Annotated in this window: 20 protein-coding genes and 1 pseudogene; 15 read left to right on the forward strand and 6 right to left on the reverse strand. The window is 74.3% G+C overall.

Annotated features, from left to right (window positions below; genetic code table 11):
- Window position 1: 1 nt before the first annotated feature.
- Window positions 2-1,852 carry a glycoside hydrolase family 15 protein gene (locus ACVJO7_RS02720; protein ID WP_491671545.1) on the reverse strand — a complete coding sequence of 617 codons (1,851 nt, stop codon included), beginning with the start codon at window positions 1,850-1,852 and terminating at the stop codon, window positions 2-4.
- Window positions 1,849-3,255 (reverse strand): glucose-6-phosphate dehydrogenase, encoded by a 1,407-nt coding sequence (locus ACVJO7_RS02725; protein ID WP_491671546.1) that lies wholly within the window; start codon window positions 3,253-3,255, stop codon window positions 1,849-1,851. Before ACVJO7_RS02725 ends, ACVJO7_RS02720 begins: the two co-directional genes overlap by 4 nt.
- Window positions 3,256-3,326: 71 nt before the next feature.
- On the opposite strand from ACVJO7_RS02725, the gene ACVJO7_RS02730 reads away from it, so the two are divergent.
- Window positions 3,327-3,809, forward strand: coding sequence for a cation:proton antiporter regulatory subunit (locus ACVJO7_RS02730; protein ID WP_344026765.1), 483 nt, complete (start codon window positions 3,327-3,329; stop codon window positions 3,807-3,809).
- Window positions 3,810-3,812: 3 nt separating this feature from the next.
- Window positions 3,813-4,988, forward strand: coding sequence for a cation:proton antiporter (locus tag ACVJO7_RS02735; RefSeq protein WP_358483519.1), 1,176 nt, complete (start codon window positions 3,813-3,815; stop codon window positions 4,986-4,988).
- A 169-nt stretch (window positions 4,989-5,157) separates the two neighbouring features.
- On the opposite strand, the gene rsmI is transcribed toward ACVJO7_RS02735, so the two are convergent.
- The gene (rsmI, locus tag ACVJO7_RS02740; RefSeq protein WP_491671547.1) at window positions 5,158-6,015 is read right to left on the reverse strand and encodes a 16S rRNA (cytidine(1402)-2'-O)-methyltransferase; all 858 of its coding nucleotides are present in this window, start codon (window positions 6,013-6,015) and stop codon (window positions 5,158-5,160) included.
- A 24-nt stretch (window positions 6,016-6,039) separates the two neighbouring features.
- Between rsmI and ACVJO7_RS02745 the strand changes: the two genes are divergently transcribed.
- The 3 genes from ACVJO7_RS02745 to ACVJO7_RS02755 all read left to right on the forward strand — a co-directional run bounded on the left by ACVJO7_RS02745 (window position 6,040) and on the right by ACVJO7_RS02755 (window position 9,241).
- Complete coding sequence (locus ACVJO7_RS02745) at window positions 6,040-7,635, forward strand: dolichyl-phosphate-mannose--protein mannosyltransferase (RefSeq protein ID WP_491671548.1); 1,596 nt, start codon at window positions 6,040-6,042, stop codon at window positions 7,633-7,635.
- Window positions 7,636-7,708: 73 nt separating this feature from the next.
- A complete protein-coding gene (locus tag ACVJO7_RS02750; RefSeq protein WP_491671549.1) occupies window positions 7,709-8,272 on the forward strand; it encodes a copper resistance CopC family protein in 564 nt (187 codons plus the stop codon).
- Between the two features lie 18 nt (window positions 8,273-8,290).
- Entirely contained in the window at window positions 8,291-9,241 is a 951-nt protein-coding gene (locus ACVJO7_RS02755) for a CopD family protein (protein WP_491671550.1), read from the forward strand.
- Between the two features lie 6 nt (window positions 9,242-9,247).
- Here ACVJO7_RS02755 and ACVJO7_RS02760 read toward each other — a convergent pair whose 3' ends face one another.
- Both ACVJO7_RS02760 and ACVJO7_RS02765 read right to left on the reverse strand, forming a co-directional pair.
- Window positions 9,248-10,591: an MFS transporter gene (locus ACVJO7_RS02760; protein WP_491671551.1), complete on the reverse strand. Its 1,344-nt coding sequence runs from the start codon at window positions 10,589-10,591 to the stop codon at window positions 9,248-9,250.
- Between the two features lie 99 nt (window positions 10,592-10,690).
- On the reverse strand, window positions 10,691-11,671 hold the full coding sequence (locus ACVJO7_RS02765; RefSeq protein ID WP_491671552.1) for a LysR family transcriptional regulator: 981 nt from the start codon (window positions 11,669-11,671) through the stop codon (window positions 10,691-10,693).
- 116 nt (window positions 11,672-11,787) lie between these two features.
- Here ACVJO7_RS02765 and ACVJO7_RS02770 point away from each other — a divergent pair, with 116 nt between their 5' ends.
- The 9 genes from ACVJO7_RS02770 (at window position 11,788) to ACVJO7_RS02810 (ending at window position 19,075) form a co-directional block, all read left to right on the forward strand.
- Window positions 11,788-12,333, forward strand: coding sequence for a flavin reductase family protein (locus tag ACVJO7_RS02770; protein WP_491671553.1), 546 nt, complete (start codon window positions 11,788-11,790; stop codon window positions 12,331-12,333).
- 41 nt (window positions 12,334-12,374) lie between these two features.
- Window positions 12,375-13,832: a 4-hydroxyphenylacetate 3-hydroxylase family protein gene (locus ACVJO7_RS02775; protein ID WP_491671554.1), complete on the forward strand. Its 1,458-nt coding sequence runs from the start codon at window positions 12,375-12,377 to the stop codon at window positions 13,830-13,832.
- On the forward strand, window positions 13,829-15,490 hold the full coding sequence (locus tag ACVJO7_RS02780; RefSeq protein WP_491671555.1) for an acetolactate synthase large subunit: 1,662 nt from the start codon (window positions 13,829-13,831) through the stop codon (window positions 15,488-15,490). The genes ACVJO7_RS02775 and ACVJO7_RS02780 overlap by 4 nt, the downstream gene beginning before the upstream one ends.
- 1 nt (window position 15,491) lies before the next feature.
- Window positions 15,492-16,313, forward strand: a complete 822-nt coding sequence (locus tag ACVJO7_RS02785) for an SDR family NAD(P)-dependent oxidoreductase (RefSeq protein WP_491671556.1) — start codon at window positions 15,492-15,494, stop codon at window positions 16,311-16,313.
- 34 nt (window positions 16,314-16,347) lie between these two features.
- On the forward strand, window positions 16,348-16,671 hold the full coding sequence (locus ACVJO7_RS02790) for a WD40/YVTN/BNR-like repeat-containing protein (RefSeq protein WP_491671557.1): 324 nt from the start codon (window positions 16,348-16,350) through the stop codon (window positions 16,669-16,671).
- A gap of 66 nt (window positions 16,672-16,737) precedes the next feature.
- A complete protein-coding gene (locus ACVJO7_RS02795; RefSeq protein ID WP_491671558.1) occupies window positions 16,738-17,385 on the forward strand; it encodes a WD40/YVTN/BNR-like repeat-containing protein in 648 nt (215 codons plus the stop codon).
- Between the two features lie 27 nt (window positions 17,386-17,412).
- Entirely contained in the window at window positions 17,413-17,892 is a 480-nt protein-coding gene (locus ACVJO7_RS02800) for a VOC family protein (protein WP_344026788.1), read from the forward strand.
- Between the two features lie 23 nt (window positions 17,893-17,915).
- Complete coding sequence (locus tag ACVJO7_RS02805) at window positions 17,916-18,521, forward strand: amino acid synthesis family protein (protein ID WP_344026790.1); 606 nt, start codon at window positions 17,916-17,918, stop codon at window positions 18,519-18,521.
- Window positions 18,522-18,622: 101 nt separating this feature from the next.
- Window positions 18,623-19,075 (forward strand): alpha/beta fold hydrolase, encoded by a 453-nt coding sequence (locus ACVJO7_RS02810; protein ID WP_491671577.1) that lies wholly within the window; start codon window positions 18,623-18,625, stop codon window positions 19,073-19,075.
- On the opposite strand, the pseudogene ACVJO7_RS02815 reads toward ACVJO7_RS02810, so the two are convergent.
- Window positions 18,956-19,918 (reverse strand): annotated as a pseudogene (locus tag ACVJO7_RS02815) (IS256 family transposase); the annotation flags it as partial. The gene ACVJO7_RS02810 and the pseudogene ACVJO7_RS02815 overlap by 120 nt on opposite strands.
- A gap of 91 nt (window positions 19,919-20,009) precedes the next feature.
- Here ACVJO7_RS02815 and ACVJO7_RS02820 point away from each other — a divergent pair.
- Window positions 20,010-20,696, forward strand: a complete 687-nt coding sequence (locus ACVJO7_RS02820; protein WP_491671559.1) for a hypothetical protein — start codon at window positions 20,010-20,012, stop codon at window positions 20,694-20,696.
- Window positions 20,697-20,787 lie beyond the last annotated feature (91 nt).

Genomic DNA, 20,787 nt, shown 5'->3' on the forward strand with positions numbered 1-20,787 from the left:
GCTACCCCAGGGCCCGATCGAGATTGATCGCGGAGCTGATCAGCGACAGGTGCGTGAACGCCTGCGGGAAGTTCCCCAGCTGCTCACCGGTCAGGCCGATCTCCTCGGCGTAGAGCCCCAGGTGGTTGCCGTAGGAGAACATCTTCTCCAGCGCGATCCGGGCCTGCTCCAACCGGCCGGCCCGGGTCATCGCCTCCACGTTCCAGAACGAGCACATCGAGAACGTGCCCTCCCCGCCGTCCAGGCCGTCCGGCGCGTCCTCGACGTCGTAGCGGAACACCAGGGTGTCGACGACCAGGTCGTCGTTGATCGCGTCCAGGGTGGCCAGGAAGCGGGGATCGGTGGGCACGCAGAACTTGACCATCGGCATCAGCAGCACCGACGCGTCCAGCGTCCGCGAGCCGTAGCGCTGCACGAACGAGCCGCGCGGCGCGACGTCCGGGTCCCAGCCCCGGTCCTGGATCTGGTGGTAGATCTCGTCGCGGGTGGCGGTCCAGGCCGCGATGTCGCCGGGCAGGCCGCGCCGGCGCGCCATCCGGATCATGCGCTCGACGGCGACCCAGCACATCAGCCGGGAGAACATGTGGTGCTGCCGGCCGGCCCGGGTCTCCCAGATCCCCTCGTCGGCCCGGTCCCAGTGCTCCCGCAGCCAGTCCAGGATCCGGCAGAGGTTCATCCAGTCGCGGTGGCCGACGCCCTCGCCGTACTTGTCGTAGAGGTACACCGAGTCGACGATCTCGCCGTAGATGTCGAGCTGCAGCTGCCCGGCCGCGCCGTTGCCGCACAGCACCGGGCGCGATCCCCGGTAGCCGGCGAGATGGTCCAGCTCGGTCTCCCCGGGCACCTCGTCGCCGTCGATCGTGTACATCACCCGCAGCGGACCGTCCTCGCCGTCGGTGCCGGTCCCGCCTGCCGGGTCGCCGATACGGCGGGTCAGCCAGCCGATGAAGGCCCGCGCCTCCTCGGTGAAGCCGAGCCGCAGCAGCGCGTACAGGGTGAACGCGGCGTCGCGCATCCAGACGTAGCGGTAGTCCCAGTTCCGCTCCCCGCCCAGCTGCTCGGGCAGCCCCATCGTCGGCGACGCGACGACCGCGCCGGTCGGCTCGTGGGTGAGCAGCTTCAGGGTGAGCGCGGAACGGTGCACCCGCTCCCGCCACCGCCCGGTGTAGGACGAGTGCGACAACCACTCCTGCCAGAACGCGACCGTCCCCTCGAACAGCCCGTCCGCGGCGTCGTCGCAGGGGCCCGGTTCGCCGTCGCCGTCGACCTCCAGGACGAAGATCTCGGTCCGGCCCTCCCGGGTCTCGAACCCGGCGCCGGCCGCGTGGTCGGTCACCGCCAGCGGCACCGTCGAGGTCAGGTCGAGCGTGACGTGCGATCCGGTGAACCGGATGCCGGCACCGGCCTCGGTGACCTCGGGCAGCTCGCGGGCGTAGCCGGGGCGCGGCACCACGTGCACGGTCATCGGCACCGAGCCCCGCACCCCGGTCACCCGGCGGACCAGTCGCTGCCGGTGCTGCGGATCGTGCGGGCGCAGCAGCGCCAGGAAGTCCTGCACCTCGACGATGCCGTCCGAGGTGAGGAAGCGGGTGATCAGCACGGTCGAGTCGGGGTAGTAGAACTGCTGCTGGGTGACCGTCCCGGTGGCGCCGTCCCGGTCGGTGGCCGGCGCCAGCGACCAGTGGCCGCCGCGATCGGGATCGAGCAGCGAGGCGAACACGCTGGGCGCGTCGAACCGGCCGGGGCAGAACCAGTCGACGGTGCCGTCGGTGCCGACGAGCGCCGCGGTGCGCAGATCGCCGATGATCCCGTGCTCGGCGATCGGCAGGTAGCCGTCCGCGTCCGGGATCACTCCGGCACCCGCCAGCCGCGCGGTCCGGGCAGGTCCAGGGCGTCCCGCGGACCCCAGGAGCCGCGCGGGTACTCCCGGACCGGCGGCGGATCGACCGGGACCGGATCGCACAGCTCCCAGAGCCGCTCCACCTCGTCGGCGGTGGTGAACAGGGTCCGGTCGCCGTGCACGACGTCGAGCAGCAGCCGCTCGTAGGCCTCCAGTGCGGCGTCGCCGCCGGGCACGTCGAGCACCATCCGGCCGCGCCGCAGCGCCGAGCCCGGCCCCGGGTCCTTGGCCCGGACGTCCAGCGCGGCGTCCGGCTGCTCGGTCAGCTCCAGCACCAGCTCGGCGGGCGGGCCGTCGGCGTCCGGGAACAGCGCGGGCTCCGGATCGGCGAAGCCGACCGTGACGGTCCGCCGGGTCCCGCCCATGCCCTTCCCGGTGCGCAGCAGGAACGGCACCCCGGACCAGCGCGGGTTCTCCACGAACACCTCCGCCGCCACGAACGTCTCGACGTCCGAGTCCGGATCGACGCCCTCGGTGTCGCGGTAGCCGGCGTACTGGCCGAACACCGTGCGGGCCGGGTCCAGCGGCCGGACCGACCGCAGCAGCTCGGCCTTCGCCGCGTGCACGGCGTCCGGGGTGAGCTCGCGGGGCCGTTCCATCGCGACGAACGCGAGCACCTGCAGCAGGTGCGTGGAGATCATGTCCCGGAACGCGCCGGTGGACTCCATGAACGACGCCCGGCCCTCGATCCCGTCCTCCTCCGGGACGTCGATCTGCACGTACCGGACGTGCCGGTTGTTCCAGGCCGGCTCGAACACCCCGTTCGCGAAGCGCAGCGCCAGGATGTTCTGCACCGGCTCCTTGCCGAGGAAGTGGTCGATCCGGAAGACGTCCTCCTCCCGGTACACCTCGCGCAGCCCGGCGCCGAGCTCGCGGGCCGAGGCCAGGTCGGTGCCGAACGGCTTCTCCAGCACCAGCCGGGACCGCTGCGCGAGCCCGGTCCGGCCGAGCATCGCGACCATCGGGGTCATCACGGCGGGCGGCACCGACAGGTAGACGATCCGGCGCACGTCGCCGCCGCCCAGCTCCTCCTCGGCGGCGCGGACGGCCCGGGCCAGGTCGGTGTCCCCGCCGTCCCCGCCGGCCCCGCCGGTCGTCCCGTCGTCCGCGTCGGACGGGGTGAAGCTCAGCCGGGGTGCGAGGTCGTCCCAGCCGGTGGTGTCGCCGAGGGCGTCACGGACCTGGCCGCGGAACTCGTCGTCGGTGCCGGGCGAGTGCCGGCCGGTGCCGATCACCCGCAGGTCCGCGGGCAGCAGGCCCGCGTTCCACAGCCGCAGCAGGCCCGGGAAGAGCTTGCGCCGCGCGAGGTCGCCGGTGGCACCGAAGATCACGAAGACGTGCGGGGGCAGAGCCATGATCGGCGCATACCCCGGACCGGGGCGGAGTGAACCTACGCCGGGCGGCGGGCGCGGCGTACCGTTGCACCGTGAACGTGGATGTGACGCCGCTCCCCGGCATCGGGGTGCGCAAGGAGATCGAGCTGCGCGGCGGCCGCCGGGTCGGCGTCATCACGCACCGGGACGGCCGGATCGAGCTGATCCTGTCCCGGGCCGACGACCCGGACGCCTGCCTCGCCGAGCTCCCGCTCACCACCGAGGAGGCGGGCGCCCTGGCGAACCTGCTGGGCGCCCCGCAGCTGGTCAACCAGCTCAACGACGAGCACCGCGACCTGCCCGGGATCACCACCCGCAAGCTGCCGATCCGGACCAACAGCCCCTACGACGGCCGTCCGCTCGGCGACACCGCGCTGCGCACCCGCACCCAGGTGTCGGTGGTGGCCGTGATGCGGGCCGGGCAGGTGTGCCCGTCGCCCACCCCGGACTTCGTGCTCGTCGCCGGGGACATCGTGATCGCCGTCGGGGAGGCGGACAAGCTCGACCAGGCCGCCGACGTGCTGGCCCGCGGCTGACCCTTGGACCACACCGCGCTCGAACTGCTCGAACTCGGCGCCGTCTTCTTCGGCCTCGGCCTCCTCGGCAGGCTCGCCCACCGGATCGGGCTGTCCCCGATCCCGCTGTACCTCGTCGGCGGGCTCGCCTTCGGCACCGGCGGCATCCTCCCGCTCGGCGACATCGGCGACTTCACCTCGCTGGCCGGTGAGGTCGGCGTCGTGCTGCTGCTGTTGCTGCTCGGCCTGGAGTACTCGGCGGCCGAGCTGGTCACCGGGCTGCGCCGGTCCTGGCTCGCCGGGGTCGTGGACATCGTGCTCAACGCGGCGCCCGGCGTGGCGGTCGCGCTGATCCTCGGCTGGGGCCCGGTCGGGGCGATGGTGCTCGGCGGCGTCACCTACATCTCGTCGTCCGGGATCGTCGCCAAGGTGCTGTCCGACCTGGGCAGGCTGGGCAACCGGGAGACCCCGGTGGTGCTGTCCGTGCTGGTCTTCGAGGACCTCGTGATGGCCCTCTACCTGCCGATCCTCACCGCGCTGCTGCTCGGCGTCACGCTGTGGGGCGGGATCGGCGCGGTCGGGATCTCGGTCGCCGTGATCTCGGTGGTGCTGCTCGTCGCGCTGCGCTACGGCCGCTGGGTCTCCGCCGTCGTCGACTCCGACGACCAGGAGGTCTTCCTGCTCAAGGTGCTCGGCGCGGCGCTGCTGCTCGCCGGGTTCGCGCAGGCGATGCAGGTCTCGGCGGCGGTAGGCGCGTTCCTGCTCGGGATCGCGATCTCCGGTTCCACCGCGGAGAACGCCGCCCGGCTGCTGGAACCGCTGCGGGACCTGTTCGCCGCGGTCTTCTTCGTCGTGTTCGGGCTGTCCACCGATCCGGCGTCGATCCCGCCGGTCCTCGGCTGGGCGCTGGTGCTGGTCGTGACCAGCACCGTCACCAAGTTCGCGACCGGCTGGTGGGCCGCGCGGCGGGCCCGGATCGGGCGGATGGGCCGGGCCCGCGCCGGCGCGGCGCTGGTCGCCCGGGGCGAGTTCTCGATCGTCATCGCCGGGCTGGCCGTCGGGTACGCCGCGGTGCCCGACGAACTCGCCGCGCTGGCCACCGGGTACGTGCTGATCATGGCGATGGTGGGGCCGATCCTGGCCCGCTACATCGAGCCGGTGGTGCGATTGCTGCCGGACCGGCCCGCCGTCCCGATCTGATCCGGCCGGTCGCCCGTGCGCCCGGGGTGCGGCCCCCGTCCCGGCCGGTTGCGCACCGCGTCGGACGGCGCACCCCCAGCACCGGACCGCACCACCTCCGAGGGGTGCGGCAACGAGCGCGGGGTGCGGCAACGGGTATGCGGCGCGACGGGGCGGGCGAACCCGCCGGTCAGTCGTCGCGGGCGGCGAGGGTCGCGTTGTACAGCTCCCGCTTGGGGACCCCGGCCGCCTCGGCGACGGCGGCGACGGCGTCCTTCAGCCGCTCGCCGTCGTCCACCCGCTCCCGGACGGCGTCGATCAGCGACCCCACCGGCGGCGCGTCGGGCGCCTCGGCCCCGGCCAGCACGATGGTCACCTCACCGAGCACGTCCCCGCTCGCCGCCCAGCCGGCCAGCGCCGCGAGGGTGCCGCGCTGCACCTGCTCGTAGGTCTTGGTCAGCTCCCGGCACACCGCGGCCCGCCGGTCCGGCCCGAGCACCTCGACGGCCGCGGCCAGCAGGTCCGCGGTGCGCCGCGGCGACTCGAAGAACACCACGGCCCGGCGCTCGTCGCGCAGCGTCTCCAGCCAGCGGCGCCGCTCCCCCGGCCGGCGCGGCGGGAAACCCTCGAAGCAGAACCGCTCGGCGGGCAGCCCGGACAGCACCAGCGCCGTCGTCACCGCGGACGGGCCGGGCAGGCAGGTCACCGGGAGGTCCTCGGCGGCGGCCGCGGCGACCAGCCGGTAGCCGGGATCGGACACGGCGGGCATCCCGGCGTCCGACACGACCAGCACGGTCGCCCCGTCCCGGACGGCGGCCAGCAGGCCGGGCGCCCGCTCGCTCTCCACCGCGTCGTAGTGGCTGACGATCTTCCCCGTGTAGGTGACCCCGAGCGCTGCGGCGAGCGTGCGGAACCGGCGGGTGTCCTCGGCCGCGATCACGTCCGCGGTGCCGATCAGCTCCCGCAGCCGCACCGAGGCGTCCCGGGGGTCACCCAGCGGTGTGGCGGCCAGGACCAGGACACCGGGAGCAGCGGTCGATGCGGGCACCGCACCACCCTACGATCGGGCCCCGTGGCCACCTCGACCGCCGACCCCGGGAGCCGGGTCGCGGGAGCGGCCCCCGAACCGGGGCTGACGCCCCGCGGCACGCCCCCACCGCTGCGCCGCGCCGATCCCGGTCCGGCCGCGCGGCTCGGCGCACCACCACCGGCCGACCGGCTGCGCGGCTGGCTGGTCACCGCCGGGATCGTGCTGCTCGCCGCGCTGCTGCGGTTCTACGACCTGGGCGAGCCCACCGACCGCGGCACCCCGGTGTTCGACGAGAAGCACTACGTCCCGCAGGCGTGGGAGATGGTCCGCAACGGCGGGGTGGAGAACAACCCCGGCTACGAGAAGATCGTCCATCCGCCGCTGGGCAAACAGCTGATCGCGCTGGGCCAGATGGCGTTCGGCTACGACGGCGTCGGCTGGCGGGTGGCGGCCGCGCTGGCCGGGGTGCTCACCGTGCTGCTGGTGGTGCGGGCCGGGCGCCGGCTCACCCGGTCCTCGGCGCTCGGCGGGCTGGCCGGTCTGCTGCTCACCGCCGACGGCCTGTCCCACGTGCAGTCCCGGATGGGGATGCTGGACGTGTTCGCCGCGCTGTTCGTCGTCGCCGGGTTCGCCGCGCTGCTCTGCGACCGGGACGACGTGCGGGCCCGGATGGCCCGGGTGGTGGCACAGGGCCGGGTCGGGGACACCCCGTTCGGGCCGCGCTGGGGGGTGCGCTGGTGGCGGCTCACCGCGGGCGTCTGCCTCGGGCTGGCCTGCGCGGTGAAGTGGAGCGGCTCCTACTATGTCGCCGCGTTCGGCGTGCTCTGCGTGCTGTGGGACGTGTCGCTGCGGCGCCGCGCCGGGGTGGCCCGGCCCTGGGCGGGGACCGTGGTGCGCGACCTCGCCCCGGCGCTGTGGGCGCTGGCCCTGGTCCCGGTGGTCACCTACATCGCGTCCTGGTGGGCCTGGTTCGGCAGCGAGACCGGGATCGACCGGCACCAGGTGGGCCGCGAGATCGGCACCGGCGGGCCGTTCGCCTGGGCGCCGGACGCGCTGCGCTCGCTCTGGTACTACCACGGTCAGGCGCTGGCGTTCCACGAGAACCTGACGACCGGCAGCGCCGGGCAGCATCCGTGGGAGTCCAAGCCGTGGACGTGGCCGATGGGGCTGCGGCCGATGCTCTACCGCTACTCCGACGAGGCGACCGGCTGCGGCGCCACCGAGTGCGTCTCGGCGGTGATGCTGATCGGCACCCCCGCGCTGTGGTGGGCGTCGATCCCGGTGCTGCTGTGGGGCCTGTGGCGGGCGGTCACCCGGGTGGACTGGCGCTGGACGGCCGTGCTGGTCGGCTACGGCGCCGGGTTCCTGCCGTGGTTCCTGAACCTGGACCGGCAGATGTACTTCTTCTACATGATGCCGGTGGCGCCGTTCCTGGTGCTGGCAGCGACCCTCGCGATGGGCCAGCTGCTCGGGCACGCCGGCCAGTCCGAACGACGACGCCGGGCCGGCCTGCTGGTCGTCTCGGCCTGGCTGGCGCTGATCCTGGTCAACTTCGTGTGGCTGTGGCCGATCCTGGTCGGCGACCCGATCACCCCGGACCACTGGCAGGCGCAGCTCTGGCTGCCCTCGTGGCGCTGAACCCACCTGCGCCGGACGGGTGAACCCGGTCACGGCGCGGAACCGGGCCGCGCCGGGAGGCGACTCCTCGCGGGTGACACCCGTACCGCCCCCGGTCCGCCGGGTCGCCCTCGCCCTGCCCGTCGTACTGCTCGCGCTGCTGCTCGGCGCCGTCCCCGCCTGGGCGCACACCGAGCTGGAGTCCAGCACCCCCGCCGCGGACTCCGAGCTGGCGCAGGCGCCGACGGAGATCACCCTGACCTTCTCCGAGAACGTCCCGCCGGACACCGCCGAGATCACCGTGCGCGGCCCGGACGGCACCGACCACGTCGCGGGCCCCGCCACCGGCGACACCGGCACCCTCACCGTGCCGCTGCAGCCGCTCGGCCCGGCCGGCGTCTACACCGTCGAGTACCGGGTGGTCTCCGACGACGGCCATCCGGTCTCCGGCACCGTGCCGTTCACCCTGACGCAGCCCGGACCGGCCGCCGCCGCGGCGAGCGCCCCGCCCGCGACGTCCGCCGATCCGGCGGCCCCGGCCCCGGCGGCGGCCGCCGGCGACACCGGGGACGGCGCACCGGTCTGGCCGTGGGTGCTGCTCGCCGTCGTGGTGCTCGGTGGCGGGGTGGCGGTCGCGCTGCGCCGCCGTCCCGGCTGACCGGCGATCGTCGACGTCATGACCGGCAGCACCCGGCGCGGCGACGCCGGAGCGGCGGTCGTCGCGGGCTGGTGCGCCGTCGCGTTCGGTGCGGCGGTCGTCGCGGCCGGGCTGACCGGCGGCATCGGCCCGGAGTCGGTGCCGCTCGATCTCGCCGCGACCCTGACCCGGGCCGCCGCCGACCTGGCCGCGCTGCTGGTCGCCGGGGCCGCCCTGGCGATGCTGCTGGTCCCGGGCCGGGTGCCCGGCGCGGACCGGGTGCTGATCGTCGCGGTGCCGGCCTGGGCGGCGGTGCTGCTGGTGGAGGCGCTGGTCCGTGCCGCGATCATGGTCGGGGTGCCGCCGGCCGCGGTGCGCCCGGCCGACGTCGCCGGCTACCTGACCGGCCCGGCCGCGGGGACCGGCCTGGTCCTGGCCGGGACGGCCACCGTGCTGCTGCTCGGCTGCGTCGCCGGACGCCCGGCGGGCCCCGGCCACGGCCCGGGCCCGGCGGTGCTGGTGCTCCTCGTCGCGATCGCCGGGGCCGCCGCACCCGCGGCGTTCGGGCACGCCGCCGCCTCGGCGAACGCCGCGATCGCGGTCCCCGGCGTGGTGCTGCACGTGACGGCGGCGCTGCTGTGGGTCGGCGGGCTCGGCGCGGTGCTGCTGCTGTCCCGCGATCCGGCGCTGCTGGCGGTGGCGCTGCCCCGGTTCTCCCGGCTGGCCGGGTGGAGTGTCCTGGTGCTGGCGGTGTCCGGGCTGCTCGCCGCGACGGCGCGGCTGGGCTCGCCCGCCGAGCTGGTCGGCGGCGCGTACGGCGGGCTGCTGCTGGCGAAGATCGCGCTGCTGGCCGGTGCCGCCGCGCTCGGCGGCCTCACCCGGCGACGGCTGCGCAGCGGGCGGGTGCCGGTGCTCGCCTGGGCCGGGATCGAGATCGTGCTGCTGGTCGCCGCGGTCGGCGCCGCGGCGACGCTCAGCCACACCGGCTGACCGGCGTCAGGTCCCCCGGCGCGCCGGGACGTGCCGCCGGACCAGCAGCAGCGACGCCCCGGCCAGGGTCGCGGCGGCCAGCAGCAGGAGCAGGAACCCGTGCCCGGCCGCGCCGACCAGGCCCCCGGCGACGAGTGCCGCGGTGATCGCACCGGCCCGGCCGACCGTGCCCGCCGCCCCGACCCCGGTGGCCCGGATGCCGGCCGGGTAGATGTGGCTCGCCAGGTTGTAGAGCACGGTCTGCAGCCCGGCGAAGCAGCCGCCGTGCAGCACGATCTGGGCGACGAAGGTGATCCCGGTGGTCCCGTCGACCGGCGGGACGAGCAGCAGCCAGCCCGCGGACAGCGCGGCGCCCGCGGCGAGCGCGAGCATGACCGGCCGGGAGCCGATCCGGCCGATGAGCACCCCGGCGACCAGCGCGACGACGATGCCGCCCGCGTTGTAGAGGGTGATCGACAGGCTGGCGGCGGCCAGCGAGTAGCCGTTGGCCTGCAGCAGCGACGGGCCCCAGCTGAAGAAGCTGAACACCCCGAGCAGGCTGAAGAAGAAGGCCCCCCACAGCGCGAGCGAGTCGCGGCGCAGCTCGCGGCCCAGCAGCGCCCGCGGGCTCCCGGTGCCGGCGCCGGCGGCGATCGGGTCGGGTGCGGGCGGCACCACCGCCCGGCCGGTCCGGCGCAGCACGGCGGCCCGGCGCTCGTCGTCACCCGGCCGGCCGCGGGCCGCCAGGAACTGCGGGGACTCCAGCAGCACCAGCGCCAGGACGACGACCAGCAGCAGCGGCACGACGCCGCCGATCAGGTAGAGCTCCCGCCAGCCCCAGCGCGGCAGCACCGCGGCGGCGACCAGGCCGCCGACCAGCGCGCCGCCCGGGATGCAGGCGATGCTCATCGCGATCGCCAGGTGCCGCCACCGGGCCGGGGTGAACTCGGCGACCAGCGAGGTCACCGCGGGCAGCGCCATCCCGAGCCCGACGCCGGCCACGATCCGGCAGCAGGCGAACGCGAGCGTCCCGCCGGTCGTGGCGCTGATCAGCGTGAACGTCCCGAACACCAGCACCGCCAGGATCAGGCAGGGTTTGCGGCCGATCCGGTCGCCGACCAGCCCGCCGAGCGCGGTCCCGACGCCGATGCCGACGAAACCGACCGCGAACACCCAGCCGAACTCCGCGCGGGTGGAGCCGAACTCGTCGACGATCTGCAGGACGGCGAAGCCGAGCAGCTGGTTGTCGAACCCGTCGAGCAGCATCGTGACCGCACCGAGCACGACGATCGCGAGCGCCCGCCCGGACATCCGCTCGTTCCCTCCGGGATCGGCCCCCACCCGGGTCCGGCTGCGTGCGGGTCGGATCATGTCCGCTCCGATCTGCTCGGGACCGGCGCGGCGGTTCGGCCCGCTCACCCGATCGTGTCGGGCAATCCTGCGGATCCGGTGGCCCCCGGCACAGCAGGACTACTCGATGGCCGTCATCGGTTCGTCCGATGGTCCGTCCGGCCCGGTCAGCCCGGCCCGCCGTCGCGCGGCCCGGTCCCGGGCGACCAGCCCGGCCAGCACGGCGCGCAGGTGCACCGAGAAGTCCCGGGCCCGCCGGGTCGTCGTGCTGCCGGGCAGGGTGAACAGGCCGAGCCGGAGCGGGATCGGCTCGCCGCGCAGCTCGACCGGCACCACCGGCAACCCGGTGAAGGTGACGTTGCTGGCGGGCCGCACGGTGAGCAGGGCGAAGCCCTCACCGGCGGCGACGAGTCCGCGCATCGTCTCGTAGCCGGCGATCGGGGTGCTGACCGGCGGGCTGACGCCCTCGTGCAGGAACATGAACTCCATCAGCTGCTGGGTGGGGTGCTCCGGGCTGTACATGACCCAGGGGTACTGGGCGAGCTCCTGGAGGGTGACGCTGCTCCGGCCGGCGACCGGGTGGTCGGGCGCGACGATCGCGTGCGGATGGACCTGGCCGACCTCGGCGAACTCCAGGTCCGCGAGCGCGCTGAGCTGGTAGCTCACCACCAGCTCGCACTCCCCGGCGTGCAGCGACCGCTGCAGCTCGGTGGTGGTGCCCTCGATCGTCCGGATCGCGGTGTCGCTCCCGGCGCGCCGGGCGGCGGCGACCGCCTGCGGCACGCAGACCGGGGCCAGCGGCAGGAAGCAGCCGATCGTGAGGGCGCCGTGGCTGCCGATCCCGCGGCCGCGCTCGTTCACCTCGCGGGCGACGCGCAGCAGGTTGCGGGCGTCGGCGAGGAACTGCCGGCCGGCCGGCGAGAGGACGATCGGCCGGGCCGGGGCGCGGACGAACAGATCGGCCTGCAACGAGCGTTCCAGCTTGGTCAGGCTCGCCGAGATCGCCGACTGGGACAGGTGCAGCTCCTCGGCGGCCCTGGTCATGCTGCCCGCGGTGGCCACCGCCACGAAGTGCTCCAGCTGCACGAGGGTGAAGTCCACGCGACACTCCATGTTCGATGATATCGATCGTCGGCATCGTAACGATCGTCTTTGTTCATCAGGTCTCCCGCGCCAGCATCGGCGTCATCCCCGGCACGCCGAGACCTGGAGGACCGATGGACCTCACCCGAGCGCTCGAGCAGATCCTGGTCCCACCACCGGCCGGGCCCGCCCCGGTCGACGCTGACCGCTTCACCGAGGCGATGGCCTGTCTCCCGGCCGGCACCACGGTCGTCGCGACCGACGGGCCGGGCGGCCGGTTCGGCCAGACGGTCACCGCCGTCTGCTCGGTCACCGCCGATCCGCCGTCGGTGCTGTTCTGCATCCGGGAGACCAGCCCGCTGCACCGGGCGGTCGGCGAGAACGGCTGCTTCAGCGTCAACGTGCTCGCCGCCGACCAGCGCGGGCTCGCCGACACCTTCGCCGGCCGGGGCCTCCCGCCCGGGACCGCCTACGGGTTCGACGAGGGCTGGCGGCCCGGCCGCAGCGGCGCACCGGTCCGCCCGGACACCGCGGCGTCCCTGGACTGCGTGCTCGCCTTCCGGATCCGGGTCGGCACCCACTGCGTGTGCCTCGGGCACGTGGTCGCCGCAGGCACCGGCGGCGGCGAGGCGCTGACCTACGGCCGCCGCAGCTACGGCAGGCACCACCCGGTCCCGTGACGCACGACGACCGGCAGCACCCCCACGACAGGAGGACCGCCATGGCCCGCACCGGGCGCGAGTATCTCGACGGGCTGCGCAGCAGGCCCCGGGAGGTGTGGCTCGGCGGACGCCGGGTCGACGACGTCACCACCCATCCCGGCCTCGCCGGCACCGCCCGCACCGTCGCCGGTCTCTACGACCTGCAGCACCGCGCCGATCTGCGCGCCGATCTGCTGGCCGACGGCGTCCCGCGCAGCCTGGTGCCGCCCCGCGACGCCGCCGGGCTGCGCGCCAGGGACCGGGCCTACCGGATCGTCGCCGAGGAGACGTTCGGCCTGCTGGGCCGCTCCCCCGACTTCCTCGGCACCGCGGTGACCCTGCTCGGCGCGGGCGCCGGCCACTTCGCCGCGGTGGACCCCCGGTTCGGGGCGAACGTCCGGGCGTTCCGGGAGCAGGTCCGCGACGGCGACCTGTTCCTCACCCACGCACTGCTCCCCCCGCAGACCGACCGGTCCCGCGACTCGGCGGGCCAGGCCGAGGACCTGCTGCACCTGGGGGTGCACCGGGAGATCGCCGACGGGCTGGTGGTCCGCGGGGCCCGGATGCTCGCCACCCTCGGGCCGCTCGCCGACGAGCTGCTCGTCTACTGCCTGCCCGGGCTGCGGCCCGGCGAGGAGCGGCACGCGCTGGCGTTCGCGATCCCGGTCGGCACGCCCGGTCTGCGGATGATCTGCCGAGCCCCGTTCGACGACGGCACCCGCGGCTCCTTCGACCATCCGCTGTCCTCCCGGTTCGACGAGCCGGACGCGCTGGTGGTGTTCGACGACGTGCTGGTGCCCTGGGACCGGGTCTTCCTGCACGGCGACGTCACCGCGTCCAACCGGATGTACGACGCGGTCGGCCTCGGGCCGCACCTGGCCCACCAGACCGGCGTGCGCGGCCTGGTCAAGCTGCGGTTCGCGGTGGCGGTCGCGGCCGCGCTGGCCGAGGCGGTGCGGGTCGACACCTTCCTGCCGGTCCAGCAGCGGCTCGCCGAGGGCGTGATGGCGGTCGACATCGCGGACGGGCTGCTCACCGCGGCCCTGCAGGGTGCGCGCGACCGCGACGGGGTGTGGACGCCCGCCGAGCAGCCGCTGCGCACGCTGCGCCTGTTCCTCGCCGAGGCCTATCCGAAGGCGGTGTCGAACCTGCAGGTGCTCGGCGCGGGCGGCCTGCTGATGACCCCGATGCAGGCGGACTTCGGGTCGCCGATCGCGGCCGACGTGCACCGCTACTACCAGGGCGCCGACGCGCTGCCCGCCACCGAGCGGGTCGCGCTGTTCCGGCTGGCCTACGAGCTGACCTGCGACGGGTTCGGCCAGCGGCAGGTGCAGTACGAGCGGTACTACGGCGGCGACCCGGTACGGCTGGCCGCCCAGCACCAGGCCCGCACCGACCCGGCCGAGGGCCGCCGGATGGTGGCCCGTGCCCGGGAGCTCGCCGGCGAGCCGGTGCCCGCACTGGCCGGGTCGGCATGACCGCCCACGCGCAGGCCAGGACACCCGCGGAGCTGGCCCTGCGGAACGTGCCCGACACCGCCGCGACCGATCTCGTCCGGTCCGCCCGGCAGGCCGGGATCGACGTCTGGTTCGCCAACCCCGGCACCACCGAGATGCCGCTGGTCGCCGCGCTCGACGAGGTCGACGGGGTGCGGCCGGTGCTCGGCCTGTTCGAGGGCGTCTGCACCGGGGCGGCCGACGGCTTCGCCCGGATCGCCGGACGGCCCGCGGCGACCCTGCTGCACCTGGGGCCGGGCCTGGCCAACGGCCTGGCGAACCTGCACAACGCGCGGCGGGCCGGCTCCCCGGTCGTCAACGTGGTGGGCGAGCACGCGGCCTGGCACGTCGGGTTCGATCCGCCGCTCGCCTCGGACGTCGAGGGCCTCGCCCGGCCGATGTCGGTCTGGGTGCACACCAGCCGGGGCCCGGCCGATCTCGCCGCCGACGCGGCCCGCGCGGTGGCCGCCGCCCGGGAGCTGCGCGGCCCGGCGACGCTGGTGGTCCCGCTGGACCATCAGCTCGCCACCGGCGCACCGGTCCCGGACCCGGCCGCCGGCCCGCCGGGTGCGGCGCCGGAGCCGGCCGCCGCCGGGCCGGGTGCGGCGCCGGACCCCTGCGGGCCGGGCCGGGCCGAACCGGTCGATCCCGGCCGGGTGCGCGGGATCGCCCGCCGGATCCGGGCCGCCGCCCGGGTGGTCGTCCTCGCCGGCGACGGTGCCACCGGGGCGCGGGCCCGGCTGACGCTCGCCCGGATCGCGGCGACCAGCCGGATCCGGGTGATCGGCGAGACCTTCCCGGCCGCCGTCGAGCACGGCGGCGGCCTGCCCGGCCTGCCCCGGCTCGCCTACCGCCCGGAGGCGGCCGCGGCGGAGCTGGCCGACGCCGAGCTGGTGGTGCTGGCTGGCGCCCGCGAACCGGTCTCCTACTTCGGCTATCCGGACCTCCCGGCGCGGCTCGCACCGCCCGGCTCGGTGCTGACGCTGTGCTCCCCGGGCCAGGACACCGGGCACGCGCTGGACCTGCTCGCCGACGAGCTCGGCGCACCCCGGAACGCCCCGGCGGTCCCGGCCCCCGCGCCGCCGCCCCCGGCCGACGGCCCGCTGGACCCGGAGATCGTCGCCGCGGTGCTGGCCCGCGAGCTGCCGGACCGGGCGATCGTCTCGGTCGAGGGCGGCACCTGCGGCTACCCGTTCGCCCGGCTCGCCGGCACGGCCGCCCGGCACACCATGCTCACCAACACCGGGGGCGCGATCGGCCAGGGACTGCCGGTGGCGCTGGGCGCCGCGGTCGCCGATCCCGGCCGACCGGTGATCGCGCTGCAGTCCGACGGCGGCGCGCACTACACGATCCAGTCACTGTGGACGATGGCCCGGGCCCGGCTCGACGTCACCGTGCTGATCGCCGCGAACCACCGCTACGGGCTGCTGCAGACCGAGGCCGACCGGATCTGCGGCAGCGCCGACGGTCCGGCCACCCGGGAGCTCACCGCGCTGTCCCCGCCCCGGGTCGACTGGGTGCGGCTGGCCGAGAGCTACGGCGTCCCGGCCCGCCGGACCCGCACCGCCGCCGACCTGCGGGACGCACTCGGGCACTCGTTCCACATCACCGGACCGCACCTGATCGAGATGGAGATCTGACATGACCGACGCCGAACCGGGGGCCGTAGCGGCAGCCGTCCTGACCGGCCGCACCGCGGTCGTCACCGGCGGCAGCCGGGGCATCGGGCGCGCCGTGGCGCTGGCGCTGGCGCACGCCGGGGCCGACGTGGCGGTGGTCGCGCGCACCGCGGGCCCGCTGGAGAAGACCGCACTCGACCTGGCCGAGCGGACCGGGCGCCGGGTGCTCCCGGTCGTCGCCGACACCGACGACACCGGTGCCGTGCACGCCATGGCCCGGACCGTGCGCGACCGGCTCGGGCCGGTCGACATCCTGGTCAACGGGGCCGCGGCACCGTCCGGGCTGGTCCGCAACGGGATCGAGGAGGCCGATCCGGAGCTGCTGCTGGCCGATCTCGACACCAAGGTCGTCGGCTACCTGCGGTGCGTCCAGGCCGTCGCCGGCGACCTGCGGCGCAGCGGTCACGGGCGGGTGGTCAACATCGGCGGGCTGACCGGCCGGGCCAGCCACGCACTGTCCGGGATGCGCAACGTCGCCGTCGTGCACATGTCGAAGGTGCTGTCCGACCAGCTCGGCCCGGACGGGGTCACGGTCAACACGCTGCATCCCGGGGTCGTCGACACCGAGCACATCGGGGAGCTGTACCAGCGGGAGGCGACGCTGCGCGGCAGCACCGTCGACGCCGTCCGCCAGGGCTACCTGGACCGCACCCCGATCCGGCGGGAGATCCGGGCCGACGAGGTCGCCGCCGCCGTGGTCTTCCTCTGCTCCCCGGCCGCCGGCGGCATCACCGGGGAGTCCATCGGGATCGACGGCGGGATGTCCCGCGGGGTCTTCCTGTGACCCGGCGACCGCACACCGAGCGAGGAGGAACGCGATGAAGGGCACCATGCTGGTCGCGACCGCGAGCCAGGGCGTGATCCGCAGCAACGACGACGGCCGCACCTGGCAGCGCACGCCGCTGGACCAGGCCCTCGAGTTCGACGGCGTCACCCGGTCGATCGCGGTGCACCCCACCCGGCCGCACACCGTGTTCGTCGGCGCCGACGTCGGGCTGGTCCGCAGCGACGACGCCGGCGCGACCTGGGTCCGGGTGCGCGGCCCGTTCGACGACCACCACCTGTGGACGATCAGCATCGACCCGGTCGAGCCGGACGTCATGCTGGTCGGGTCCGGCGCCCCCAGCCGGGCCCGGGTCTGACGCAGCACCGACGGCGGCACCGGCTGGGAGCAGCTCCCGCCGGAGATCCCCGAGTTCTGCGCCGGGGTGAGCAGGCCCCGGATCCTCGCCTCCACCATCGACCCGGCCGATCGCGGACAGATGTGGTTCGGCATCGAGGAGGGCGGGCTCTGGCACAGCACCGACCGGGGCGCGACCTGGCGCCGGATCGACGACACCCGGCGCCCGGCCGCCCACCGCGGCACGCCCGGCCCGGTGTCGAACTCCGACGTGCACGCCGTCCTGGTCCATCCCGGCGACCCGGCCACCCATCTCGTCGTCACCGTGAACGCCCTGTGGACCAGCACCGACGGCGGCAGCAGCTGGTTCTGCCGGATCGCCGCCGACGAGTTCGGGCTGCGCTACGCGCGCACCGTCGCCACCCTCGCCGACGGCAGCGCGCTGCTGTTCGCCTGCGGCGACGCGACACCGGGGACCGAGACCCGGATCTACCGGTCCACCGACGGCGGTGCCCGCTGGGAGCCCACCGAGCTGGTCGACCGGCCCGGCTCGACGGTCTGGGGGTTCGGCGTGCACCCCGACGACCCGCAGCTCGTCCTCGCCGGCACCAAGTACGGCGACCTGCTGCGCTCCACCGACGGCGGCCGCAGCTGGCGCGCCGAGTGGCGCAGCTTCCCGGAGATCTCGGCCGTCGCCTGGACCCCGGAGATCTCCCCGGACAACCCGCGGCACTGACCGCCGTCCCGCCGAAGGAGCCCGACCGTGACCGACGACCTGCCCGACGTCCTGCGCACCCACCTTGCTCTGCTTACCCCGGACCCGCACACCCTCGCCGAGTGGTACCGCGACGTCCTCGGCATGCGGGTGACCGCCCGCCGCGACGACTGGGTGTTCCTCTCGTTCGGCCGCAAGCACCACGACATCGCACTGATCCGCGCCGCCCCGGGAGCCGTCCGCGGCGGCCTCGGGCTGCAGCACTACGGCCTGGAGGTCGCCGGGGACCTCGCGCACTGGCGGCGGCTGCACGACCGGCTCACCGACCGCGGCGTGGAGATCATCAAGGTGGCCGACCACAAGGTCGGCTACGGGATCTACTTCGCCGACCCGGACGGCAACCGGCTGGAGCTGTTCCACGAGACCGAGCCCGACGACGCCCGCGCCACCGCCCTGCTCGGCGAGTTCGGCGCCCCCAGCGACGAGATCGACATCGCCACGATCCCGGCCGGGCGGACCGCCCGATGACCACCACGAAGGAGCCCGCACCCGTGACCAGGCCCGCGAACACCGGCGCACTGCACGTCCGGAAGTGGATCACCACCCGCGAGGAGGTGCTCGCCAGCGAGTCCGGCCGGCTCGCCGGGTCCGCACCCGCCGTCCGGACGGTCGTCGCGGCCGTCCTGCACAACCCCTACGCCGGCCGGTTCGGCGAGTCGCTCGACGACCTGGTCGCCGACTCGGTGGAGCTGGGGAAACAGTTCGCCGACCGGATCGCCGCCGCCGCCGGGGACCGGCCGTGGACCGGCTACGGCAAGGCCTGCCTGGTCGGCACCGCGGGCGAGTACGAGCACGGCAACGCACTGCTCACCACCGAGTTCGCCACCCCGGTCCGGCAGGCACTGGACCGGGCGATCGCCTGGATCCCGTCCACCGGCAAGCGCGGCGGCCCGGGGACCGCGCTGGACATCCCACTGGCCCACTGCACCGCGCTCTACGTGCGCTCGCACTACGACACCGTGACCGTCACCTTCGGCGACGCCCCCGGCCCGGACGAGATCGTCGTCGCGGTCGCGGTCGCCGCCGGCGGGCGGCTGTTCGCCCGGCTCGGCGGGCCCTCCGCGGACGACGTCACCGGCACGGACGGCCTGCGGTGACGCCCGTCCCGGACACGGTGCGGGAGCGCCGGGTCACTTCCCGGGACGGGACCGGCCTGCGGGTGATCGAGGCCGGCCGGCCCGGCGAACGGACCGTCCTGATGCTGCACGGGCTGCGCAGCTACGCCGAGACCTGGCTGCCGCTGATCGGGGGCCTGCCCCGCTCCTGGCACCGGGTCGCCTACGACGCGCGCGGCCGCGGCGGCAGCGACCGGGACCCGCGCGGGGAGTACACCACCGAACGCAATCTCGACGATCTCGCGGCCGTCCTCGACGCGCTCGACGTGGACACGGTCGACCTGGTCGGACACTCGATGGGCGGCACCACGGCGTTGCTGCACGCGGCCCGGCACCCGGAGCGGGTCGCCCGGCTCGTCGTCGAGTCGGCGTTGTTCCTGTCCGCGTTGGCTTCACCGGACCACTCCGGCTGGCACAAGGTGGTCCAGTGCCGTTGCGGCGGCGTCGGCGTTGGGTGCCGTGTGGATTTCTTTCAGGTCGCGTTTCAACGCGTCCGTGTATTTCCGGGAAGTCAGCCGAAACGAATTACGAATTAAATGCAGAACGCACGTCTGGACGATCGTTTGTGGCCACACCTGCTCCACCACCTCCGGTAACCCCTTGAGGCCGTCACAAACCAGGAAGAACACGTCCTTAACGCCGCGGTTCTTGAGATCCACCAGCACACTCATCCAGAACTTGGCGCCCTCGCCGCCGGTACCGGCCCACAATCCGAGCACGTCCTTGCGGCCGTCGGTGGTGACGCCGATCGCGGCGTAGAACGGCCGGTTGGCGACCTGGCCGTCCCGCACCTTGACCACGATCGCGTCCACGAACACCGCGGCGTAGACCGGCTCCAGTGGACGGCTTGCCCAGTCCTGCATCTCCTCGATCACCTTGTCGGTAATCCGAGACACCGTCTCCTTCGACACCGACGCGCCGTAAATCTCGGCGAAATGCGCCGAAATTTCGCCCGTGGTCAACCCCTTCGCATACAACGACAACACGATCTCATCCACGTCAGTCAGTCGACGCTGACGTTTCTTCACGATCTTCGGCTCGAAAGTCGATTCCCGATCCCGGGGAACCACGATGTTCACCTCTCCAGCCGCGTCCGAAACCACCGTCTTCCCCCGGGCCCCATTCCGCACATTCGCCGAATCACGATTCGAATCGGCACGATTCTTCGCGTGCCCGAGATGCTCGGTCATCTCCTCGTTCAGCGCCGCTTCCAGAACGTTCTTAGTGAACAGCTTCAACAGCCCGTCCGGCCCAGTGAGCGACAGGCCACGTTCCCGCGCCTGCGCCACCATCGCCGCCGCGGCAGCCTGCTCGGCCGACCGCTCCCGCTCCGACTTCCTCATCTTCCTCTGATCCGCGCTCACAGCATCGGATGCCATCACTGTCCGTACCCATCCCGCCGGATTTCACCCCCGGCGTGTCGGGCCGGAAACACCGCTCACGACACAGTCCCGACGAGGCGCACCGTACGTGCTGGTCGCCGCGGGCGCTGCCCAACTCGGGTTGTCGGTGGCGGCGGTGCCGAGGTTGTCCGCGGCGTGCATGACGGTGAGATGCGACGATGACGACATGGAGGACGGCCAGAGCGAGAAGGGCGCGTCGCAGCTGCCAGATGGCCGCGGTGGGCTGACGGTGGTGGCCGGAGCCGCGGTGATGGGGGCGCTGACCGTGGCGGTGACGACGATGGTCATTCTGTCGTCCGCGACAGCTGAATGCACCGACACCTCTGGGTCGATCCTGTGGTCTTGCAGGCCTTCATCATCGGTTGCGTTGCTGCTGCCGATTGGGGGGTGGGTCGTCGCGCACCTTGTTGTGCTGGTGACGGTGCCGCGGCTCCGACGTGCCCGCGATACAGTCCTGCCGCACACAGCCCTGCTTCTGGTGTCGGTGGCGATCCTCGTGAGCAGCGGGCTCACTGTGGTCTGGGTGGTGTGGGCGTCGTGGGTGCTGTCCGCGGTTGTTGTTCTGACTGTCCCGATGGCGGGGGTCGTGGCCTTCGCGGTCGCACGGTACCGGTGGTCGGCGGCACTTGTCGCCATTCTCGCCGCGGCGGTGGTTTCAGGCGGTGTGGTCGGGCTCTATGATGTCCTGCCGCTGGCGCCGGTTCTGGTGCCGTTGCTGTCGGCGGTGACGCTGACCGTCACGATGTCGGTCTGAAGCGCCCCGGGAGTGGTGGAGGCTCTGATCCCACGGAAGGGTGGCGATCGTGCCGGCACCGAGGAAGTTCAGCGACGAGATGCGTGAGCGC

It is taken from the genome of Pseudonocardia sp. DxW (genome assembly GCF_058448985.1).

Excerpts from the sequence above, each read along its gene's own strand:
- ACVJO7_RS02725 (WP_491671546.1), bottom strand. The coding sequence starts at position 3,255 with ATGGCTCTGCCCCCGCACGTCTTCGTGATCTTCGGTGCCACCGGCGAC.
- ACVJO7_RS02755 (WP_491671550.1), top strand. The coding sequence starts at position 8,291 with ATGACCGGCAGCACCCGGCGCGGCGACGCCGGAGCGGCGGTCGTCGCG.
- ACVJO7_RS02760 (WP_491671551.1), bottom strand. The coding sequence starts at position 10,591 with ATGATCCGACCCGCACGCAGCCGGACCCGGGTGGGGGCCGATCCCGGA.
- ACVJO7_RS02770 (WP_491671553.1), top strand. The coding sequence starts at position 11,788 with ATGGACCTCACCCGAGCGCTCGAGCAGATCCTGGTCCCACCACCGGCC.
- ACVJO7_RS02775 (WP_491671554.1), top strand. The coding sequence starts at position 12,375 with ATGGCCCGCACCGGGCGCGAGTATCTCGACGGGCTGCGCAGCAGGCCC.
- ACVJO7_RS02780 (WP_491671555.1), top strand. The coding sequence starts at position 13,829 with ATGACCGCCCACGCGCAGGCCAGGACACCCGCGGAGCTGGCCCTGCGG.
- ACVJO7_RS02785 (WP_491671556.1), top strand. The coding sequence starts at position 15,492 with ATGACCGACGCCGAACCGGGGGCCGTAGCGGCAGCCGTCCTGACCGGC.
- ACVJO7_RS02790 (WP_491671557.1), top strand. The coding sequence starts at position 16,348 with ATGAAGGGCACCATGCTGGTCGCGACCGCGAGCCAGGGCGTGATCCGC.
- ACVJO7_RS02810 (WP_491671577.1), top strand. The coding sequence starts at position 18,623 with ATGCTGCACGGGCTGCGCAGCTACGCCGAGACCTGGCTGCCGCTGATC.